Below are 21,004 nucleotides of genomic sequence, written 5' to 3'. Positions count from 1 at the left end.
AACGATTTTTTTGCGTTCAATGACCTGAACAGTTGCAAACGTATCTATGACGACATGCTGGAGTTCCAGCGTGTTAAACGGTCTGCTATCAGGAGTTCAAGCACTCAAAGCATGAAAGAGGTGCAGAAATGAATACAGCATTGGTCTTCGCAGGCGGCACGGGGCAGCGGATGAACTCTCGCACCAGGCCAAAGCAGTTTCTGGAATTGCATGGCAAACCCATCATCATCTACACACTGGAACATTTTGAGAAGCACGCAGATATTCATGGCATTGTGGTGGTCTGCCTCGCAGAGTGGATACCATACCTTCAGCAATTGCTGCAGAAGTTCAATCTGCGTAAGGTGTCGGCCATCGTCCCGGGCGGACGCTCCGGACAGGAGTCGATACATCATGGGCTGCAGAAGATTGCCGAAATCTATCCGCCCGAATCCGTTGTACTGATCCACGACGGCGTCAGACCGCTCATCAATGAGAAAGTGGTATCGGACAATATCAACTCCGTTCTGACTAATGGCAGTGCCATCACGGTGGCGGAAGCAATCGAAACGATTGTGCTGGAAAGTGGCGACGATCATTTCGTTGGTGAAATTCTGGACAGGGGCCGCTGCCAAGTGGCGAAGGCCCCGCAAAGCTTCTATTTAAAGGATATTCTTTCGGCCCACGAAAAAGCCATCGCCGAAGGATGGCAAGGAATGACAGATTCCGCCACGCTGATGCAAAGATATGGCAAGCCGCTCTATGCGGTGGCTTGTGAAAGCACCAACATCAAGATTACGACAGCGCTGGATTTCTATATTTTCCGGGCAATTCTGGATTCAAAAGAAAACTCCCAAATTTACGGTTTGAGTGATACGCCATGAAGACTTTCGATGCCGAAAATCCTGTTCTGCGAGAAGACCTTGACATTATCGCGCACGATACTTCCATTCCGTGGCATGCCCTCAAGGGCAAGACTCTCCTTATAACAGGGGTGACCGGCCTTATCGGCGGCTTGGTTGCCAAAGCGATTCTGCATGCCAACCATGTGCATGACAACCAGACTAAGGTCATCGCTTTGGTTCGCGATAAACAAAGAGCCGCTAAGGCATTCGCCGCCTATATCGATATTGATAGAATAGCATTCCATGAAGCGAATATCACTGAGGAAATCAATATTTCCGAAGATATCGACTACATTATTCACGCCGCCAGCGTGACGCAATCCAGATTGTTTGTCGAGACTCCGGTAGATGTTTTTAAGACGACATTGTGGAGTAGCAGCAATTTATTAGAATTTGCTCGGAAGAAGAACGTTTCCTCCATGGTCTATCTTTCTTCGATGGAAATCTATGGTAGCTTTGAAGATAAGGAGAACATTTCTGAAGATGACCTTGGGTATTTAAACCCCTTGGCGGCACGCAGCAGTTATTCAGAGGGCAAGCGAGCTGCGGAAACATTATGCTATGCCTATTTCAGCCAATATGCGGTCCCCGTCAAGACAGCACGATTGACGCTGACTTTTGGTCCCGGCATCTCTCCGTCCGACAATCGAGTGTTTGCACAATTTTGCAACAATGCAAGACGGGGTAAGGACATTGTTTTGCATACACTGGGCGAAACAAAGCGGGACTATCTTTATACGACGGATGCGGTGACTGGCTTGTTGACTATATTGCTCAAAGGCGCCAGTGGGGAATCATACAACGTAGCAAACAGCCGGACATATATCAGCATTCGTGAAATGGCGAATTTTGTTGCGGAAAACTGTGCAGTTAAGCCCATTAAAGTGATTGTAAACATCCCTGCGGATTTGTCGCAGATGGGTTATGCCCCCACTGTGAAACTGAACCTTGATACAACGAAGATCGAAGCGTTGGGATGGCACGCTAAAATGGATTTGCCGCATATGTATAAGCGCCTGGTCTCCTTTTTGGAGGCAGAAGAAAGCTAAGCGACTTGAAGTCCTCAAACTGGGGCGTTTTGGGCTAGGTCAGCGGCTGATAAGTTAGCAGTCATATACGAAGTGCAGTGATTTGGATGGATGCGAGGAATTTGTCATCGCGTTTGTCTTATCGGGTTGCAACAGTTCGGAAGAGTTTGATCTTACTGAAGAAGCGTTCGAGGCGGCTGCGCCTTCGATAGAGATGATGTCGAAAGCGGGGAACACTTTCACGCATCGGGCGGATGTTGGCCACCGCGCCACTGGCGGAGAGACTGTCACAAAGCCAGTCGCTGTCATAGGTCAGGTCGGCGGGCAATATCTGACCTGCGCTGATCCATACGTGTCGACCGCCGACCGACCTTCACCGACAATCCTGGGCTTGGCCTTCGGTCAGGTTCAACCGGATCGGGCGGCCGTAGGAATCGGCCAGAAAATGTAAGGCAGTGCATAAGCGCGTCAGCCGCTGGTGCCATGTCGGCAGCAGATGACCTTGCCCCCAAGTTTCATCCAGTTTTGAGTTCGCTCCGGCGGTTTTGGGTTGTTGTATTCGCGGCAGTAGCGACGTGTTGCGGTGCGGAGGCATTCGACTTGCGGGAAAATGCGCCATATCCCCTCGTCGCCTTCGACATGACCAACGTCGACCTGAAAGAAAGCCTCAGACCGATAGCGCCATCCTTCGATGTAGCGCTGGATTTGATCGGTCGAGACAATCAGTAATCCGGTACCCCGTTTATGGGGGCATGGCCCAGGATATGTCAAACCGGAAGTGCTTTAGGCCCGATTTAAACTAGCAGGACGCCGAACATCGATAATCATTCCTGTTCCATCCACGGAAATCGTCTGCAAAGTGGTGCGCGCGACCGTCTCTGGATCAAGGAGAGACATCGGATCCTCGTTGCCAAAATTCGACGTTCGCATTGGTGTTCTCGTCCGCTCCGGATTGATGCAGTGAACGCGAATGCCATCCTCATGCCATTCCTCTGCAAGGGCTTGAGTCAAGTTCACGACCGCACACTTTGTCGACGAGTATACCGCATAGAACGCACGGCCTCTCGTATAAGAGCTGGAGGTAAAGTTGATCAATACACCTCTTGATTTCAATAATGTATTCCGAGATGCCGAAGCAACATTGATCGCTCCGTGGTAATTCGTGGCGATCACTTCATTGATCTGCTGCTCGTCCATCTGGGAGAATGGACGCTTAACGAGTATACCGGCCGTATTGATAATGGCGTCGATAGGGCGACCATCACTTGCCACTTCTTGCAGGAAGCCGTTCACGGACGAGAGATCGGCAACGTTCACGGAATTTACCGAGCGACTGGCAATAACAGCGTCGGCTCCATTGACGAGCGCCAAATCCCTGATTGCTTTTCCGATCCCACTGCTGCCACCGAACACGACAATGCGCTTTCCGGCAAGCTGACTCAAATCCGCTTCATCTGCCAGCGCAGTCGCGCGGGATTGCATGATCTTCTCCGCCAAGAACAAGTCCAAAGGCGTCGTTATCTTGATGTTGCTTTCGTCGCCTGCAACCGTTGCTATGGCCATATGAGGAAGCATTGCGCGCACCACGCCGCAATCGCATGTAAAATCACGCATCCCGGCCTGAAATGCCTTCTTATATGCAAGGCTGATTGTGTCGAGCCTGAAGGCCTGCGGTGTCTGCCCGCGACGCATGGTGCTTCTAGCCGGGATATTCGACAAACACCCGTTGTCATGTATGGAGACAATCGTATCGGCTGAAGGAATCACAACATCCGCCGCCGAAAAATCGTTCAACACGGAATGGCAGCGGGAGAGAATTTCATCACTTATAAATGGCCTTACAGCGTCATGAATAATGACCTTGGTGTCATCAGGATATCCGGAAATCGCATTGATGGCGGAATGCGTGGAATCCATGCGGTCCTTGCCGCCCACGACGACTTTCTGGACCTTGCTCCATCCATTCACATTGACCAAGTGCCATGCCTGCTCAATGAAATCGGGGTGAGCGACGACAATCACCTCATCAATCCACTTGCTCCTCTCGAACGCATCAACAGTGTGCTCGATGATCATTTTGCCCGCGAGCTTGATGTATTGCTTGGGCGTGCTGCCGCCGAAACGCAAACCCGAACCGCTCGCCAAAATGACGCCAACCGTTTTCATGTGAGCCCTCTCAATAGGACGGAATTTGATACTGTAGGACCCTTTGTGGCAAAAACGATGCTACAATCAAGCGCATTTTCATTTCACAAGAGGAATACGATACGCATCGAGCGGCGGCTTCATTCCACGTACTTCAAAGGCATGTTGGCTTCGTCTGAACTGAGATATTGAGCGCGCCGTGCGAACTCGTTCGACATCGTCGCCGTTCGAGAAACGAGGTAGTTGGAAGCTTTCGTGCGCTCTTCTGCTTTGTAGTCGTCCTTGTCGAGGATCACGCGCTTAAAGTTACCCTGCAACTCTTCAATGGTGCGGAACGTGTAGCAATACGATTCTAGCGGAAATGCACTCTGCGAAAGAACCACGTTGACGGGCTTATATACGAAGATCGGCCGATCTCTCACAATCCAATCCGAAATAATGCTCGACACGTCAGTGATGCAATAGTCGCATGCATCCATCAATGAAGGAGCGGGGAATTTCCGTTGCACGACCTCGTTACGGCCCTCGCTGAACAGGGGAGATTTGATGAGCTTGGTTTCAAGGTCGCGGAATTTTTTGAGGCGCGCGCCGTTACTCGGATGAAATTTCACCCGCATCACGCCGCCGATCTCGGCAACGCTACCGGCAATTGCTTCCGTCATCGGCACTGACGCGTAGTTGATTTCCTCTCGCGACCCTTCCCATGTTGGTAGATATGCAAATGCCGGTTCTAGGTTGATTTCGGAGTCACGCTCTTGCGCAAAAGAAGACGCAACCTGCGGGCGGCCGACGATCACGAGCGAGATGTCATCGGGCAGGACACCGTTAAGCCGGTCTGCGTGCGCCTGACCAGCGACCCAGACTTCATCGTAGAGCCTGAACATACGACTGGAGCTGGTCGCCTTGTCAGAGTCACCGTGGCCGATAAAAACGTGCTTGAAGTGATGATATTGCATCATTTGGGCTATATTGCCAGGATTGCCGGTGTGAAAGGCGACCTGAAGCTTGGGATAATTTTTGATTATCTCCGCAAGAGCCGGGCCGTTTCTTGCAAATGCCACTGCAGCTTCGGGCCGATCACGGCGAGCAAAGTCGAACATGCTCTTCTGGCGAAACAATGCGAAATAGGGAATGCCAGATTCTTCGAAAACATCGACCCACTGCCTGTAGATGTGCTCGGCTCCCGCGGTGGCGTCACCAAAATAAACAATGGCACGGTAATCGTTGGGGCGTGGCCAAAGCAAATCAAGAGACATACTCTTAGGTAACAGATACCTAAGGAAATTCACAATCGGTCCGGATTCCAAAAAACGAGGCCGTTTCATTCAAGAGGCTTTCTGTCGAGTGCTACTGGGTGCAGGCTCAACGTTTTTGTTTCAAAAGTCGGCGGAGTTGGATAAGTTCTTCGTCACTAGCGGGAAAACCAAGAATGGCAGACCTTAGCCACGCGACAATCCAACCTTTAAGGTTTCTTTTACCGTCAGGCTTACCGCTATCAGCCGAAAGCTTCAGTCTGTGATCATGCGCCTCGATGACAGCCTCCAGATCCGGTAATGTGCCAGCAGCTATCTGCGCCTCGATCATGTCAAGCGTTTGGTCAACGTTGCGGTAGTCAAGGTTTCCAACGACCGAGCGATCAAGATAATAATTCCACCATTTCACCCGCAGCAAACGAGCCCGTGTGGCCTCATCGAAGCGATAACGCGTTCTCTTGGCAGGCGTGCCCACCACAATTGCATAGGGTTCGACATCCTCTAGAACCAGCGCATGAGCGCCGATTACTGCCCCGTCTGAAACGGTAACGCCACGGCGGACGAACGCGCCTGCTCCGATCCAGACATCGTTCCCGATGGTTGTTCGTTGGCGATTTCGTTTAAAGGCGCTCTTGGTCCTGAAATTATCCATCTCAGGACAGAATGAAAATTTCGTGCCGGCACTGTAGGTGAAAAGATGGGTGCTCATATTCTCGATCGGGTGTTCCCCCGGACCAGCAACGACCCCACGAGCGATCGAACAAAAGCGTCCTACGTCTGTATTGTGAAGATGGGCAACCCCTTCCACGTAGCTGAACGCCCCTATTGAACATGTTCCGAGCAACTCTGCCTGACCAAGCGTTACCGGACCTTCGAATCGTGAATTTGGAAAAACCTGCTTCCAGTCTCTGAGAGCGCCCATACCCTTTTCAACCTCTTGCTTACCCCTGCTCTGCACTGGCGTGGCTGTTCGGCACGCTATCAAGAGTGCCGCCATCGCTTCAAATTCGCCGAAAACAGAGGAATACACCCTAAGCAGCTCATCAATGGGATCAATTCCCAAGCGTAGCAAGACGTATCGCCAGGCGAGTACCCCGTCCCATCAGGGTCATCCTGGATGACATACAGCGCACTATGAGTATCGCCATGTTTCCACGCATGGGATTCCCATGACATCTCCAATGCTCAACATCAAGTCAACTCCGAATAACCCGCCACAGATCTTTCATTCGGCAGCGACAGGGTATTCGCTGGATCGGATCGACGATGAGTTAATCGGGTATAAGGGATGGCGATGAACTCAGATCGCGTGGTTCATTTACTTGATCTCGTTTGTCTCAGCCCGGCCTTCTCGTTCGTGCCCATCGCAGCCATTTCGCCAACGTGAAGCTCGCTCTATCGAACTACGGCACTTCCGGGATCCAACGCCATGTTCAGCATCATCGCAAGACGCCACCCGGCTTCGTGAAGCCGCTCCTCAACAAGGTCCCAGTTCCGAATCGCATAGTCAGGGGGAAGAACACTGTTGGCAGGCACTGCAGGAAAAATGGTGTCCCGTGCAATATCGCGGCTCTCTAGTACCCACATCAAGGGTGTCCCGTAGTGCACGGGGCGTCGGTGGGTAGCCTCTATGTCCAAGGCCATAAAGTTTGGCTTGCGCTTGTATGCACCAATGATGCCCGAATCCCAAACCTTGTGCAGACGCTGGCTTACACCGTTGAAGACAATCGTCCGATAGCTGGCGATGACCGTAGCATGCAGAGGCTGATGAATATCACCGACCAGATGGACTAGATATTTAAGAGCCATCATTCGCGCAGAGATCGGGAGCCTCTTGTCGGCAAGAGTTGGCTGCAGCCTTTCGATGGCTTCGATCACGCATATTTTGTGACCACAATCACGTTTTGGGTCATATGGACTGCTGTCGAGAGGAAGATTGACGCCATGCGACGGCTGCCGTAGCGCCTTAACAGATTTAATCTCGTCAGCCCAAAGGGCGACATCAGCAAGAGAGGAAGAGCCTTCACTCGCCAGTAGGCGCTGCACCTCCGCGCGGGCTGCGGGCGTCAGTCGGCTTTCGGCGATAAGAGCAACGACTTTGTGTCCTTCCCTGCCCCACGCAAGGGCATGTAAAGGCGAACAGGCGACCATAAGAAAAACCGTGAGAATTTTCAGGATAATACGCATTTCGGCGCTGACCTTCTTGACAAAACCTAAGCTTTTTTCCAGCGCGATTGCGCCGGAACAATGGCCGGCTTCATCGGGTTATGAATCACCATTTTGCGGAAAAGACAGGGACAACTTTACCCATGACGGCTAGCGCCCGCTGCGTGGCTGCCGACCTAAAAAGCTTCTCCGACGGGACTGTTTATTCGGCCAGAGATGGACACAACGTTTCACGCCAGCCGATCATCCGAACGCTCGATCAGCTTCGGCATGATCAGCGTCTGGAGCTCTTCCGGCGCCTCGCCCTCCATCCGGCGCAGGATATAGCGGCCGAGCATTTCGCTCGGTTCGTGGATCGGCAGGAAATAGGTGGTGATGGGCGGGGCGAAATATTGGCTGACATTAAGGTCGTCGGTCGCGTTGATCACGGCGTCGCGGCCGTGCACGAGGCCGCGGGCGTGGAAGCCGGAGAAGGCGCCGAGAGCGGAGGCTTCGTTGGCGCAGATATAGGCGGTCGGCGGATTTGAAAAGCTCGACATGTGCAGCACGTTTTCGCGGCCGAAGGCGGGGGTGAGATGGCCGTGGGCGGTGAGCGCCGGATCGAAGGTCAGGCCGGCGATGTCGAGAGCCTCGCGATAGGCTTCCAGCCGGGTCAGCGCATAGGTGAGGTCCGCCATCGGGTTGATCAGCGCGATGCGGCTGTGGCCGCGTTCGGCGAGGCGCGCCACCGACAGGCGGATCATCTGCTCGTTGTCGGCATCGACATAGGCGTGCGGGGCGTTGTGGATCGTCGTGCCATAGGTGACGAAGGGGAAGTCCGCTTCCTGCATAAGGCGCACGCGCGGATCGCCGGCATGGGTTCCCGACACGATGATGCCGTCGGCCTTTTTCAGAGAGACGATCTGGCGGATCGTGGCGATGCTCTCCTCGAAAGAACGCACCGCATAGAGCGAGACACGATAGGGACTATCCTCCAGCGCCCAGGAAATGCCGCTGAGCAGCTGGGCATATTCGACGCCTTCCCACTCGTTCTGCTTGGGGCCGGGCGCCGTCATGATGGCGGCGACCTGATAGGTTTTTCCCGTGCGCAGCTGCACGCCATGCATATTGAGCTGGTAGCCGACGCGCTCGGCGGCCGCCACGACGACGGCGCGGGTTTCCGGCCGCACCTGCGGGCTGTCGTTCAGCGCCTTCGATACGGTGGCGATCGAAAGGCCGGTTTCCTGCGCGATGGTCTTGATCGTGGGTCTTGACATGGAAAGCCCGTCTTGGCCGTGGCGCCGCAAAAGAAGCACGGCTCACCGCACAATAAAAACGTTTAACCTGCTTGTAAAGCGCCCGGCGCCGGGGTTCAGCCCGCGCGGAAATGCTTGGAGAGCTTCAGGCCCTGCGCCTGGTAGTTCGAGCCGAGGCCGGAACCGTAGAGCCCTTTCGGCGCCTCGAGCATGTGCTCATAGACGAGGCGGCCGACGATCTGGCCATGCTCCAGGATGAACGGTACCTCGTGGCTGCGCACTTCCAGCACCGCGCGGCTGCCCGAGCCGCCGGCCGGTGCATGGCCGAAGCCGGGATCGAAGAAGCCCGCATAATGCACGCGGAACTCGCCGACCAACGGATCGAAAGGCGTCATCTCGGCGGCATAAAGCGGCGGCACATGCACGGCCTCGCGCGAGACGAGGATATAGAACTCGTCGGGATCGAGGATGAGCTCATTGCGGCCGCGGCTGAACAGCGGCTCCCAGAAATCGAAGATGTCGTGCTGGTTCTTACGGTCGACATCGACCACGGAGGTGTGGTGCTTGCCGCGATAGCCGATCAGGCCGTGCGGGCCGGTGCCCTTGAGGTCGATGGAGAGCGCGATGCCGCCGCCCGAGACGTTCGGCGTCTCGCTGGCGACGAGCGTATCGGACCCATGGAGCGCCAGCAGCTCGCTTTCATTGAGCAGGGCCTTGCCCCTGCGGAAGCGGATCTGCGACAGGCGCGAACCGCGGCGCACGACGATGGGGAAGGTGCGCGGCGAGATTTCGAGATAGAGCGGACCGGAATAGCCGGCCGGGATCTTGTCGAATTCCTGCGCGCGATCGGTGATGACGCGGGTGAAGATATCGAGGCGGCCGGTGGAGCTCTTCGGGTTTGCGGAGGCGGCAAGGTCCGCCGGCAGGTCGAGGCTTTCCATCAGCGGCACGATATAGACGCAGCCGGTTTCCAGCACGGCACCTTCGGAGAGATCGATGACGTGCAGCTGCAGCCGGTCGAGCTTGTCGGCGACGAGATGGGACGGCCCCGGCAGGAAGCTGGCGCGCACGCGAAACGCCTTGGCGCCCAGGCGCAGGTCGAGGCTTGCGGGCTGGATCTGGTCCTTGTCGAGCGCGGCCTCGCTTTTCAGCCGCCCGCTGTCGAACAAGCCGCTGATGGCGTTGTCCGCCAGAATGCCCGTGCTGCGCGTCGCAGAAGCCATGATAATCCCGTCCTGTCAGAGGGCTCGCACAAAACCAAATGCCGGCAATTGACGCAAGCGCGGGCGCGCAGTATTAGCAGATTATCCCGTGGTGATTTGGCCGGCCGGCTTGCAGCCACGTTAAACAAGTAGCTAAAAAGGCCGGGTTCAAAACCGGCCTGCTTTTGCGGCCGGTTTTTTTGTTTGAAGGCGACGATCACATGAGCAAGTCCTGGCGCCCGGCCACCCAACTCGTTCACGGCGGAACCACCCGCTCCCAGCACGGCGAAACCGCCGAAGCCATCTTCCTCACGCAGGGCTTTGTCTATGATACCTCTGCGGCGGCCGAAGCCCGCTTCAAGGGCGAGACGGATGGTTTCATCTACGCCCGCTACGGCAGCCCGACCAACGACATGTTCGAAAAGCGCATGTGCATGCTGGAAGGCGCCGAGGATGCGCGCGCCACCGCTTCCGGCATGGCCGCCGTCTCCGCCGCGATCCTCTGCCAGTTGAAAGCCGGCGACCATATCGTCGCCGCCCGCGCGCTCTTCGGCTCCTGCCGCTGGGTGGTCGAGACGCTCGCGCCGAAATACGGCATCGAATGCACGCTGATCGACGGCCGCGACCTCGCCAACTGGGAAGGCGCGATCCAGAAGAACACCAAGGTCTTCTTCCTGGAAAGCCCGACCAACCCGACGCTCGAAGTGATCGATATCGCAGGCGTCGCCAAGCTCGCCAACCAGATCGGCGCCAAGGTCGTCGTCGACAACGTGTTTGCGACGCCGCTCTTTCAGAAGCCGCTGGAACTGGGCGCGCATATCGTCGTCTATTCCGCCACCAAGCATATCGACGGCCAGGGCCGTTGCCTCGGCGGCGTCGTGCTTTCAGACAAGCAGTGGATCGACGAGAACCTGCACGATTACTTCCGCCACACCGGCCCGGCCATGTCGCCGTTCAATGCCTGGACGCTGCTGAAGGGGATCGAGACGCTTCCGTTGCGTGTCAAGCAGCAGACGGAGAATGCGAGCCGCATCGCCGACTTCCTTGCCGACCAGAAGCAGATCGCCCGCGTGATCTATCCCGGCCGCAAGGACCACCCGCAGGCCGATATCATCGCCAAACAGATGACGGGCGGCTCGACGCTCGTCTGCTTCGAGATGAAGGGTGGCAAGGAAGCCGCGTTTACGCTGCAGGATGCGTTGGAAGTCGTGAAGATCTCCAACAATCTCGGCGACGCCAAGAGCCTGATCACGCATCCGGCGACGACGACGCACAAGAACCTGACGGACGAAGCCCGCACCGAGCTTGGCATCTCCGCCGGCACCGTGCGCTTCTCGGCCGGCATCGAGGACAGCGAAGACCTGCTCGAAGATTTCGCCCGCGCGCTTTCCAAGGTCCAGGCCTGATTTCGCCCACACAGAACGGACAAATGCGGAGGCACCGGCCGACAAAGCCGGTGCCTTCTTTGCTTATCCTTGACGAAACCATAATCCTGTACAATAGCAGGACCTAATCAGTTCAAGGCTTGCCTATGTATCGTGCGCTGACCCGCGACATCGAAGTGACCGTAGAGCCGTATTATCTGGCCGATCAGTCCGATCCCGACGACAGCCGTTATGTCTGGGGATACAGGGTCGTCATTTCAAATCATTCCGCCATCGCCGTGCGGCTCGTGACACGCTACTGGAACATCACCGACCAGAACGGCCAGGTGGACGAGGTCAACGGCCCCGGCGTCATCGGCGAGCAGCCGGTGCTGCGCCCCGGCGATACCTACGAATACTCCTCCGGCTGCCCGCTGGAAACGCCGTCCGGCATCATGTTCGGCCGCTACCGCATGGAAGCGGAAAACGGCGAGGCCTTCGACGTCGCCATTCCCGCCTTTTCGCTGGATACGCCGGGGCAGTCGCGCACGCTGAATTGAGCGGTGAGCGATTGCCCCTCATCCGGCCTCCCGGCCACCTTCTCCCCGCAGTCGGGGCGAAGGGACTCAGTCGGACTGTTTTCCTGAAATCACTTTCGTGGACGCAAGGCGGGATCTTCCATCCCTCCCTTCTCCCCGCCTGCGGGGAGAAGATGGCGGCAGCCGGATGAGGGGCGTGCACCGCCTTACTGCGGCAAAACCTCCGCCGCTTCGAAGCGGTAGGTCGTCGAGCAGAACTCACAGGTCACCGCAATCTCGCCCTTGTCGTCGGCCGTGTGCGCGATGTCGTCGGCGCTGAGGCCGGCAAGCACGCCCTTCAGCTTCTCACGCGAGCAGGAACAACGGTCGAAGACCTGCTGCGGTTCGTAAACGCGCACGCCGCGCTCATGGAAGAGACGGAACAGCAGCCGTTCGGTGCCGACATTGGGATCCGTCAACTCGTCGGCGTCGATCGTCTCGACCATGGCTTTCGCTTCGGCCCAGTTGTCGTCCTCGGCGATCTTGTGGCCGGCCTCATCACCGTCACCGCCCGGAAGGTCCGATTGGCGCATGCGTTCCGGTGCCTGTGGCAGGAACTGCGCGACCATGCCGCCGGCCCGCCAGCGATGGCGGGATTTGCCGGCCTCGTCGCGGTCGTAGAGTTCGGCGACACCCAGCCGCACCTTGGTCGGAATCTGCTCCGACTGGCGGAAATAGACGCCGGCGATCTCTTCGAGTGTGTGGCCGTCGAGCGGAACGATGCCCTGGTAGCGCTGCGTATGCGCGCCCTGGTCGATGGTGAAGGCGAGGATGCCCTTGCCGAGCAGCTCATGCGGCTCCGTGGCGCCGGCCGCGATTGCGGCGTCGAGCGCGTCCTGATCGAAGCGGGCATAGGCGCGCACGTTCTCAGGTGCGGCGAAATCCGCGACCAGCAGGTCGACCGGGCCATCGCCCTTGGTCTGGACGATCAGCTTGCCCTCGAATTTCAGCGAGGTGCCGAGCAGCACGGTAAGCGTGATGGCTTCGGCAAGCAGCCGCGCGACGGGAGCGGGATAATTGTGCCGGCCGAGAATGGTGTCGAGCATCGGGCCGAGCTGCACGGCACGGCCGCGCACGTCGAGGCCCTCGACCTGGAACGGCAGGACATGGTCGTCGCCGGCAAAGCCGACTTCACCGAGTTTCAGGGCACTTTCAGCCATCATCGTTCTGCTCCTTGCACACCGGGAAGCCACCGGGCCATGGGCCCGGCTGCTTTCGACCGGCGTTCTACCGTGATTTGAGCGCGCTCTTGCCCGATCATTCCATACCGGGCGGGCATACGCCAGAGAAAGCGCCTTCCGGCGCTTCGTGATGGCCCCTAGATCGTGCGGGTGGCACGATTTTTCAAGACGCGTCTCAGACGGCGCCGAGGCACCAGGCGAGGATCGACTTCTGCGCGTGCAGGCGGTTTTCCGCCTCGTCGAAGACCACGGACTGCGGGCCGTCGATGACCTCGTCCGTCACCTCCTCGCCGCGATGGGCCGGCAGGCAGTGCATGAACAGCGCATCCTTGTCGGCGCGCGCCATCAGCTGCTTGTTGACCTGGTAGGGCTGGAAGATGTTGTGGCCACGGGCGCGGTGTTCCTGGTTCATCGAGACCCAGCAGTCGGTGACGACGAGATCGACGCCGTCGATGATGGCATCAGGATCATGGCCGAGCAGGATGTTGCCGCCATTGTCGCGCGCCCAGTTGAGGATCTTGTCGTCGGGCTCCGAGCCCATCGGCACGGCCATCTTCATCGTGTAGCCGAAGCGGGCGGAGCCCTCGACGAAGGAATGCAGCACATTGTTGCCGTCGCCGGTCCAGGCGAACGTCTTGCCCTTGGCCAGACCACGATGCTCCTCGAAGGTCATGACGTCGGCCATGATCTGGCAGGGATGCGTCAGGTCCGTCAGCGCGTTGATGACGGGAACGGTGGCGTGCTCGGCAAGCTCCAGCAGACGGTTGTGATCCGTCGTGCGGATCATGATGGCATCGACATAGCGCGACAGAACCTTGGCGGTGTCGCCGATCGTCTCGGCGCGGCCGAGCTGCATTTCCGTGCCCGACAGGAACAGCGTCTCGCCCCCAAGCTGGCGCATGCCGACATCGAAGGAGACGCGCGTGCGGGTGGAGGGCTTCTCGAAGATCATCGCGAGCATCTTGCCGGCGAGCGGTCGCTCTTCCTTGCCGGCCTTGTTGGCTGCCTTGCGCTTGTGCGCATCGTCCATGATGACGCGGAGATCGCTTTCCGAAACGGCGGAAAGGTCGAGGAAATGCTTGGCCATGATGTGTCCTGTCTGTCCCGGTCTCTGATCAGGCGGCTTTCGCCGCCGTCAGCTTTTCGGCTGCGCGCTCGATGCGGGCGAGCCCTTCGCGTGCCTCTTCGGCGGTGACGGTGAGCGGCGGCAGGAGCCGCAGCACATTGTCGCCGGCCGGCACGCCCAGCAGTTTTTCCGCGCGCACGGCCTTCAGGAGGTCGGCGACGGGGATTTTCGCCTTGATGCCGAGCATCAGGCCTTCGCCGCGCACATCCTCGATGACCTCGGGGAAACGATCCTTCAGCGCCGCAAGGCCCTGACGGAAGACCAGCGCCACGTCGCGCACATGTTCGAGGAAGCCGTCTTCGAGCACGACGTCGAGCACGGCATTGCCGACGGCCATGGCGAGCGGATTGCCGCCATAGGTCGAGCCATGCGTGCCGGCGACCATGCCTGAGGCGGCCTCGTTGGTGGCAAGGCAGGCGCCGAGCGGGAAACCGCCGCCGATGCCCTTGGCGACCGCCATGATGTCGGGCGTCACGCCCGCCCATTCATGGGCAAAGAGGCGGCCCGTGCGGCCGACGCCGGACTGGACCTCGTCGAGGATCAGCAGCAGGCCGTATTCGTCGCAGAGCTGGCGCAGCTCCTGCATGAATTCCTTCGATACGGGGCGGATGCCGCCCTCGCCCTGCACCGGCTCGATCAGAATGCCGGCGGTTTCCTCGGTGATCGCATCCTTGACGGCGGCGATATCGCCGAAGGGCAGCTTCAGGAAGCCCGGCGCCTTGGGGCCGAAGCCTTCGATATACTTTTCCTGCCCGCCGGCCGCGATCGTCGCGATGGTGCGGCCGTGGAAGGCGCCGTCGAAGGTGAGGATGTGGAACTTGCCGGGATGGCCCTTGGCGAAGTGATAGCGGCGCGCGGTCTTGATGGCGCATTCCAGCGCTTCGGCACCCGAATTGGTGAAGAACACCTTGTCGGCGAAGGTCGCGTCGGTCAGCCGGCGGCCGAGGCTTTCCTGGCCGGGCACCTCATAGAGGTTGGACAGGTGCCAGACCTTGTCGGCCTGATCCTTCAGCGCGGCAACGAGATGAGGATGCGCATGGCCCAGCGAATTGACGGCGACGCCGGCGGCGAAATCGAGATATCGCTCGCCATCTTCGGCGATCAGCCAGACGCCCTCCCCGCGCGTGAACCGGAGCGGCGCACGCATATAGGTTTCATAGAGCGGCGCGGCATCGGCCATGGCGCGTATCCTCCGAAAAGAGATGCGAAAAAAGACGTCTGACACTTGACTTTTCCGGGCTCCAGAAAAATCAAAAGCCGCCTTTCGGCGGCATGCGGCACTATCGGCATTTCACCTGGGGATGTCAACAAAATCGCACCCCGAGTGACGCTGAACCTCCCGCAGGGTGAGGATTCACGGCACGCGCGGAAGGTGTCTCCATCGAGTCACACCCGACCAGCAAGTTGGGGAAAACCTCGAAATCGATTCGCGCCGATTCCTGCGACTCTTGTCACAGAGTCCACCGGTCTCTAGGTTAAGGACCAATTACTAGACTGCATGCGGCGGAACTAGTCACCAAAAGAGTTGAAGGCGTTCAGGTTCCGGATCTGTCCGGGACGCGACGAGGGATTCCCGCATCGAACGCCGAGCGGAGACGAAAACATGAACTGGACAGACGAGCGCGTCGAAAGACTCAAGAAGCTCTGGGCCGAGGGTTTGAGCGCGAGCCAGATCGCGGCGCAACTCGGCGGCGTCAGCCGCAATGCCGTTATCGGCAAGGTGCACCGGCTCAACCTGCCTGGCCGCGCCAAGGCCGGCGGCACGCAGACCGCCGCCCGCCCGAAGCGCCCGGCGCCGGCGGCCCCCCGCCCCGCGACCTTCCAGGCCCGTGCCGTCACGCCGCGCACCGCAGCCCGTCCGGCAGCGATCGCCAAGGACGACATGGACACGGAATTCGAGGCCGTTGCCGAACAGCTCCCGGTTCCCGCCAACGGCAACAATGTCGTAGTGCCGATGTCGCGCAAGCTGGAACTGACGCAGCTCACCGAGCGCACCTGCAAGTGGCCGATCGGCGATCCGCTGAACGACGACTTCCATTTCTGCGGCAACGAATCCCCTGACAATTCGCCCTACTGCACCTACCACCAGCGCCTCGCCTACCAGCCCTCGGCCGAGCGCCGCCGGATGCGCTGACGGCAATCGATATGAAATGAAAGCGGAGCCGAAAGGCTCCGTTTTTGTTTGAGGCGATGGATGGGCAGCCCAAAAACGCAAACAGGCCCGTAGGGCCCATTTCCGTCCTTGGGAGGAATTGCGTCGCTCAGGTTTCCAGCGAATAGCCGGCGCCGCGGACCGTGCGGATGACGTCCTGCATGTTGGCGAAATTGAGCGCCTTGCGCAGGCGGCCGACATGCACATCGACGGTGCGCTCGTCGACATAGATGTCGTGTCCCCACACACCGTCCAGCAGCTGCGAGCGCGAGAAGACGCGGCTCGGCGAGGTCATCAGGAATTCCAGGAGGCGGAACTCCGTCGGGCCGAGGCGAACCTCGCGGGTGCGACGGTGGACGCGATGCGTCTCGCGGTCGAGCTCGATATCGCCGCAGCGCAGCACCGTCGAGACGACCTCGGGCTTGGCACGGCGCAGCATGGCGCGCACGCGCGCAACCAGCTCCGGCGTCGAGAACGGCTTGACGACATAGTCATCCGCGCCGGTGGCCAGGCCACGCACGCGCTCGCTCTCCTCGCCGCGCGCCGTCAGCATGATGATCGGCAAGCGCTCTGTTTCCGGCCGCTGGCGCAGGCGCCGGCACAGCTCGATGCCGGAAACGCCCGGCAGCATCCAGTCGAGGATGAGGAGGTCGGGCATGCGCTCCTGCAAGCGCATTTCCGCCTCGTCACCCGATAGGATCGTATCGACCTCGAAACCCTCGGCTTCGAGATTGTAGCGCAGGAGAACGCTTAGCGCCTCCTCGTCTTCCACGACGGCTATTCTGGGCACCATGGACAGGGTTCCTGCTCAAACTTACTCGGACGCTTCGGCGATGTCGGCCGCGACGACCGATGTCGACGTGTCGTCCTTCGGGCGCTCGCCCTCGGGCTGGGAGCCGGTCGCCATGTAGTAGATGGTTTCGGCGATGTTGGTCGCGTGGTCGCCGATGCGCTCGATGTTCTTGGCGCAGAACAAAAGATGCGTGCAGGGCGTGATGTTACGCGGGTCTTCCATCATGTACGTCAGGAGTTCGCGGAACAGCGAGGTGTAGATCGCGTCGATCTCGTCGTCACGCTCGCGGATCGCCTTGGCCTTGTCCACCGAGCGGGTGGCGAAGACGTCGAGCACTTCCTTGAGCTGCATCAGCGCGAGTTCGGCGAGATGCTCCAGGCCCCGGGCGAGCTTGCGCGGCATGCCCGAGCTCTGCACGGCAATCACGCGCTTGGCGGTGTTCTTGCCGAGGTCGCCGACGCGCTCCAGTTCGGCAGCGATGCGGATCGTGCCCATGATTTCGCGCAGGTCCGCCGCCATCGGCTGACGCTTGGCGATGGTGACGATCGCCTTTTCGTTGATCTGGCGCTCGGCATTGTCGAGGATGACATCCTCGGAAATGACCTTCTGGGCCAGCGCCACGTCGGTAGAGACGAGGGCGCGGACGGAATCCGCCACCATCTGCTCGGCCGTGCCGCCCATTTCAGAGATGCGGCGGGAGAGGTACTTCAGTTCTTCGTCGTAAATCGAAACAATATGGGTCGATGACATCGTTCTGTCCTTAATGCGCTCGGGTTTCAGGGGCGTCAGCGACGGAAGCGTCAGCCGAAGCGGCCCATGATGTAGTCCTGCGTGCGCTGGTCATCCGGGTTGGTGAACATCTTGTCGGTGTCGTTCTCCTCGACGAGGTTGCCGAGGTGGAACATGGCGGTGCGCTGCGAGACGCGGGCCGCCTGCTGCATGGAGTGCGTCACGATGACGATGGTGAAGTTGGCGCGCAGCTCGTGGATGAGCTCCTCGACCTTGGCCGTCGCGATCGGGTCGAGCGCCGAGCAGGGCTCGTCCATCAGGATGACCTCGGGGCTGACGGCGACGGCGCGTGCGATGCACAGGCGCTGCTGCTGGCCGCCGGAGAGGCCCGTGCCGCCTTCCTGCAGGCGGTCCTTCACCTCGTTCCACAGGCCCGCCTTCTGCAGGCTCTTCTCCACGATGGCGTCCATGTCGGCCTTCGACTTGGCAAGACCGTGGATGCGCGGGCCGTAGGCGACGTTTTCGTAGATCGACTTCGGGAACGGGTTCGGCTTCTGGAAGACCATGCCGACGCGGGCGCGCAGTTCGACGACGTCGATGTTCGGATCGTAGATATCGTCCGCATCGAGCGTGATGCGGCCGGTGACGCGGCAGCCGTCGATCGTGTCGTTCATGCGGTTGAGCGTGCGCAGGAAGGTCGACTTGCCGCAGCCCGACGGGCCGATCAGCGCCGTCACGGTGTTTTCGCGGACGTTCAGGTTGACGTCGTAGAGGGCGCGCTTGTCGCCGTAATAGACCGAAACGTCCTTGCCGATCATCTTGTAGGAAATGTCGTTCATTTTCTTGTCCAGCGCTTTCTCGACTGCTGCTTCTGACATCATGTTCATAGGATCGGTCCTTCTACCAGCGCCGTTCGAAACGGCGGCGCAACAGGATGGCGCCAACATTCATGAGGATGAGGAAGATGAGGAGCACCATGATGGCGCCCGAGGTGCGCTCCACGAAGGCACGCTCGGCCTCGTTCGCCCACATGTAGATCTGTACCGGCAGAGCCGTGGAGGGTTCCAGCGGCGTTCCGGGAATGTCGGCGACGAAGGCGACCATGCCGATGAGCAGCAGCGGTGCGGTTTCGCCGAGCGCATGCGCCAGACCGATGATCGTGCCTGTCAGGATGCCCGGCATGGCGAGCGGCAGGACGTGGTGGAACACGGTCTGCATCTTGGATGCGCCGAGGCCGAGGGCGGCGGAGCGGATCGACGGGGGCACGGCCTTGAGGGCAGCGCGGGTCGCGATGATGATCGTCGGCAGCGTCATCAGCGTCAGCACCAGGCCGCCGACGAGGGCTGCCGAGCGCGGGAAGCCCGCGAAATTGACGAAGACGGCGAGACCGAGCAGACCGTAGACGATCGAGGGCACGGCGGCGAGGTTGTTGATGTTCACCTCGATGAGGTCGGTGAAACGGTTCTTCGGGGCGAATTCCTCGAGGTAGATCGAGGCGGCGACGCCGATCGGCAGCGACAGCACGAGCACGATCAGCATCATGTAGAGCGAGCCGACGATGGCAACGCCGAGGCCCGCCGCTTCCGGGCGGCTCGATGCGCCGTTGACGAAGAGGCCGGTGTTGAAGTGCTTGGAGAGCGCGCCGCTTTCGACGAGCGTGTTCATCCAGCCGACCTGCTTGTCGGAGATCTTGCGGTTGTTTTCCGCTACCGAGAGATCGATCTGCCCCTTGAAGGCAGAGTCGAGGTCGCCGTGGGCGAGGAAGGTCACCGTCTGCGTGGTGCCGATGATCGCCGGATTGGCGACGACCATGTCGCGGAACTGCGTGCGAACGCTGTCCGAGATCATGCCGTTGACGGCCTTGAGGCCGGCACGGTCCTTTTCATCGACGCCGAGAACCTTGGCGAGCGCGTTACGGGCAACGACCGGATAGTTGGCCGAGACCAGCTTCTGCGGGTTGGTGGCGCGCTCGTTGTTCTTGTCGATAACCTGTTCGGAGAACTCCACCGGAATGGTGATCATCGACTGCTGGAAGGCGGTGTAGCCCTTGGAGACCACCGAAAACAACAGAAGGAACAGGAAGAGCAGACCGAAGGCGATCGCTGCCATGCCGAAAAGGCGGAAGCGGCGCTCGGCGGCGTAGCGGCGGCGAAGGCCGATATCGCGGCGTTCGGGTTTGGCGGAGACGCCAAGGGCGGCCATCGAAGGGCTCGTGGAGACCTGGCTCATTCGTACTGCTCCCGGTATTTGCGCACGATGTAAAGGGCGTAGATGTTCAGGCAAAGCGTGATGAAGAACAGCGTAATGCCGAGGGCGAAGGCCACCAGCGTCTGAGGCGAGGTGAATTCGAGGTCACCTGTCAGCTGGTTGACGATCTTGACGGTCACTGTTGTCATCGGCTCGAAGGGATTGAGCTGCATGCGGGCGGCAACACCGGCGGCAAGCACCACAATCATGGTTTCGCCGACGGCGCGCGAGGCGGTCATCAGCAGCGCGCCGACGATGCCCGGCAGGGCGGCGGGCAGGATGACGCGCTTGATCGTTTCAGAGCGCGTGGCACCCAGACCGAGCGAACCGTCACGCAGGGCGCGCGGCACGGCGGTGATGATATCGTCCGACAGCGAGGAGACATAGGGGATCAGCATGATGCCCATGACGAAACCGGCGGTCAGGACGCTCTGTGCCTGGATGAAGTTGGTATAGTTGCCCGTGACGAGGCCGTTCAGCTGGGCGGAGATATCGCGCAGGAACGGGCCGACGGTCACCAGCGCGAAGAAGCCGTAAACGATGGTCGGGATGCCGGCGAGCACTTCGAGCAGCGGCTTGGCCACCGAGCGGACGTGCCGCGAGGCATATTCCGACATGTAGATGGCGGCGAAGAGGCCGACCGGCACGGCGACCAGCATGGCGACGAAGCCGATATAGAGCGTGCCGGCAAGCAGCGGGATCAGGCCGAACTGGCCGGCGGATGCCGTGGCACCCGCAGCGGCGAAACGCGGATCCCAGACCGTGCCGAAGAAGAATTCCCAGGCCGGCACCATGTTGAAGAAGTGCACGGCTTCCGTGAACATCGAGGCGACGATGCCGACGGTGGTGAGGATGGCGATCGACGAGGCGCCGATGAGACCGACCAGCATCATGCCTTCGACGCGGTTGCGGGCGCGGAAT

At 59.5% G+C, this 21,004-nt stretch carries 19 protein-coding genes and 1 riboswitch; of the genes, 5 read left to right on the top strand and 14 right to left on the bottom strand.

Annotated features, from left to right (window positions below):
* Window positions 1–128: 128 nt before the first annotated feature.
* Both ACOZK4_RS23725 and ACOZK4_RS23720 read left to right on the top strand, forming a co-directional pair.
* Window positions 129–863, top strand: coding sequence for an IspD/TarI family cytidylyltransferase (locus ACOZK4_RS23725; protein ID WP_421594180.1), 735 nt, complete (start codon window positions 129–131; stop codon window positions 861–863).
* Entirely contained in the window at window positions 860–1,933 is a 1,074-nt protein-coding gene (locus ACOZK4_RS23720) for an NAD-dependent epimerase/dehydratase family protein (protein WP_421594179.1), read from the top strand. The genes ACOZK4_RS23725 and ACOZK4_RS23720 overlap by 4 nt, the downstream gene beginning before the upstream one ends.
* 762 nt (window positions 1,934–2,695) lie before the next feature.
* On the opposite strand, the gene ACOZK4_RS23715 is transcribed toward ACOZK4_RS23720, so the two are convergent.
* From ACOZK4_RS23715 to ACOZK4_RS23690, 6 genes are all read right to left on the bottom strand, one after another.
* The gene (locus ACOZK4_RS23715; RefSeq protein WP_421594177.1) at window positions 2,696–4,078 is read right to left on the bottom strand and encodes an SDR family NAD(P)-dependent oxidoreductase; all 1,383 of its coding nucleotides are present in this window, start codon (window positions 4,076–4,078) and stop codon (window positions 2,696–2,698) included.
* A gap of 119 nt (window positions 4,079–4,197) precedes the next feature.
* Window positions 4,198–5,313 carry a CDP-glycerol glycerophosphotransferase family protein gene (locus tag ACOZK4_RS23710; protein ID WP_421594175.1) on the bottom strand — a complete coding sequence of 372 codons (1,116 nt, stop codon included), beginning with the start codon at window positions 5,311–5,313 and terminating at the stop codon, window positions 4,198–4,200.
* Between the two features lie 106 nt (window positions 5,314–5,419).
* Window positions 5,420–6,373: a CatB-related O-acetyltransferase gene (locus ACOZK4_RS23705; RefSeq protein ID WP_421594174.1), complete on the bottom strand. Its 954-nt coding sequence runs from the start codon at window positions 6,371–6,373 to the stop codon at window positions 5,420–5,422.
* 332 nt (window positions 6,374–6,705) lie between these two features.
* A complete protein-coding gene (locus tag ACOZK4_RS23700) occupies window positions 6,706–7,497 on the bottom strand; it encodes a S1/P1 nuclease (RefSeq protein ID WP_421594173.1) in 792 nt (263 codons plus the stop codon).
* Between the two features lie 209 nt (window positions 7,498–7,706).
* Window positions 7,707–8,732, bottom strand: coding sequence for a LacI family DNA-binding transcriptional regulator (locus ACOZK4_RS23695; RefSeq protein ID WP_421594171.1), 1,026 nt, complete (start codon window positions 8,730–8,732; stop codon window positions 7,707–7,709).
* A 95-nt stretch (window positions 8,733–8,827) separates the two neighbouring features.
* Window positions 8,828–9,934, bottom strand: coding sequence for a 2'-deoxycytidine 5'-triphosphate deaminase (locus ACOZK4_RS23690; protein WP_421594170.1), 1,107 nt, complete (start codon window positions 9,932–9,934; stop codon window positions 8,828–8,830).
* A gap of 78 nt (window positions 9,935–10,012) precedes the next feature.
* Window positions 10,013–10,091: riboswitch (SAM riboswitch) on the top strand.
* 43 nt (window positions 10,092–10,134) lie between these two features.
* Here ACOZK4_RS23690 and ACOZK4_RS23685 point away from each other — a divergent pair.
* Both ACOZK4_RS23685 and apaG read left to right on the top strand, forming a co-directional pair.
* The gene (locus ACOZK4_RS23685; protein ID WP_421594169.1) at window positions 10,135–11,319 is read left to right on the top strand and encodes an O-succinylhomoserine sulfhydrylase; all 1,185 of its coding nucleotides are present in this window, start codon (window positions 10,135–10,137) and stop codon (window positions 11,317–11,319) included.
* A gap of 125 nt (window positions 11,320–11,444) precedes the next feature.
* Window positions 11,445–11,837, top strand: coding sequence for a Co2+/Mg2+ efflux protein ApaG (gene apaG, locus ACOZK4_RS23680; protein ID WP_313531702.1), 393 nt, complete (start codon window positions 11,445–11,447; stop codon window positions 11,835–11,837).
* A 185-nt stretch (window positions 11,838–12,022) separates the two neighbouring features.
* On the opposite strand, the gene ACOZK4_RS23675 is transcribed toward apaG, so the two are convergent.
* The 3 genes from ACOZK4_RS23675 to ACOZK4_RS23665 all read right to left on the bottom strand — a co-directional run bounded on the left by ACOZK4_RS23675 (window position 12,023) and on the right by ACOZK4_RS23665 (window position 15,342).
* Complete coding sequence (locus tag ACOZK4_RS23675; RefSeq protein WP_313531711.1) at window positions 12,023–13,015, bottom strand: Hsp33 family molecular chaperone; 993 nt, start codon at window positions 13,013–13,015, stop codon at window positions 12,023–12,025.
* A gap of 196 nt (window positions 13,016–13,211) precedes the next feature.
* Window positions 13,212–14,123, bottom strand: coding sequence for an ornithine carbamoyltransferase (argF, locus tag ACOZK4_RS23670; protein WP_313531705.1), 912 nt, complete (start codon window positions 14,121–14,123; stop codon window positions 13,212–13,214).
* Window positions 14,124–14,151: 28 nt separating this feature from the next.
* A complete protein-coding gene (locus tag ACOZK4_RS23665) occupies window positions 14,152–15,342 on the bottom strand; it encodes an aspartate aminotransferase family protein (protein WP_313531707.1) in 1,191 nt (396 codons plus the stop codon).
* A 423-nt stretch (window positions 15,343–15,765) separates the two neighbouring features.
* On the opposite strand from ACOZK4_RS23665, the gene ACOZK4_RS23660 reads away from it, so the two are divergent.
* Window positions 15,766–16,296, top strand: a complete 531-nt coding sequence (locus tag ACOZK4_RS23660; RefSeq protein ID WP_421594168.1) for a GcrA family cell cycle regulator — start codon at window positions 15,766–15,768, stop codon at window positions 16,294–16,296.
* Window positions 16,297–16,423: 127 nt separating this feature from the next.
* On the opposite strand, the gene phoB is transcribed toward ACOZK4_RS23660, so the two are convergent.
* From phoB to pstC, 5 genes are all read right to left on the bottom strand, one after another.
* Entirely contained in the window at window positions 16,424–17,107 is a 684-nt protein-coding gene (gene phoB / locus ACOZK4_RS23655; RefSeq protein WP_117367838.1) for a phosphate regulon transcriptional regulator PhoB, read from the bottom strand.
* Window positions 17,108–17,128: 21 nt separating this feature from the next.
* Window positions 17,129–17,857 (bottom strand): phosphate signaling complex protein PhoU, encoded by a 729-nt coding sequence (gene phoU / locus ACOZK4_RS23650; protein WP_313531239.1) that lies wholly within the window; start codon window positions 17,855–17,857, stop codon window positions 17,129–17,131.
* 50 nt (window positions 17,858–17,907) lie between these two features.
* Window positions 17,908–18,723: a phosphate ABC transporter ATP-binding protein PstB gene (gene pstB, locus ACOZK4_RS23645; protein WP_421594167.1), complete on the bottom strand. Its 816-nt coding sequence runs from the start codon at window positions 18,721–18,723 to the stop codon at window positions 17,908–17,910.
* 13 nt (window positions 18,724–18,736) lie between these two features.
* Window positions 18,737–20,065 carry a phosphate ABC transporter permease PstA gene (gene pstA, locus ACOZK4_RS23640; RefSeq protein ID WP_421594166.1) on the bottom strand — a complete coding sequence of 443 codons (1,329 nt, stop codon included), beginning with the start codon at window positions 20,063–20,065 and terminating at the stop codon, window positions 18,737–18,739.
* On the bottom strand, window positions 20,062–21,004 hold a 943-nt coding region (gene pstC, locus ACOZK4_RS23635), incomplete at its 5' end, for a phosphate ABC transporter permease subunit PstC (protein WP_421594165.1). The genes pstC and pstA, both read right to left, overlap by 4 nt.

This window comes from Shinella sp. M27, from assembly GCF_049199905.1.
Taxonomy (GTDB): Bacteria; Pseudomonadota; Alphaproteobacteria; order Rhizobiales; family Rhizobiaceae; genus Shinella.
The sequence above is the reverse complement of the archived record's forward strand: the minus strand, read 5'-3'. Positions and strand labels throughout refer to the sequence as shown.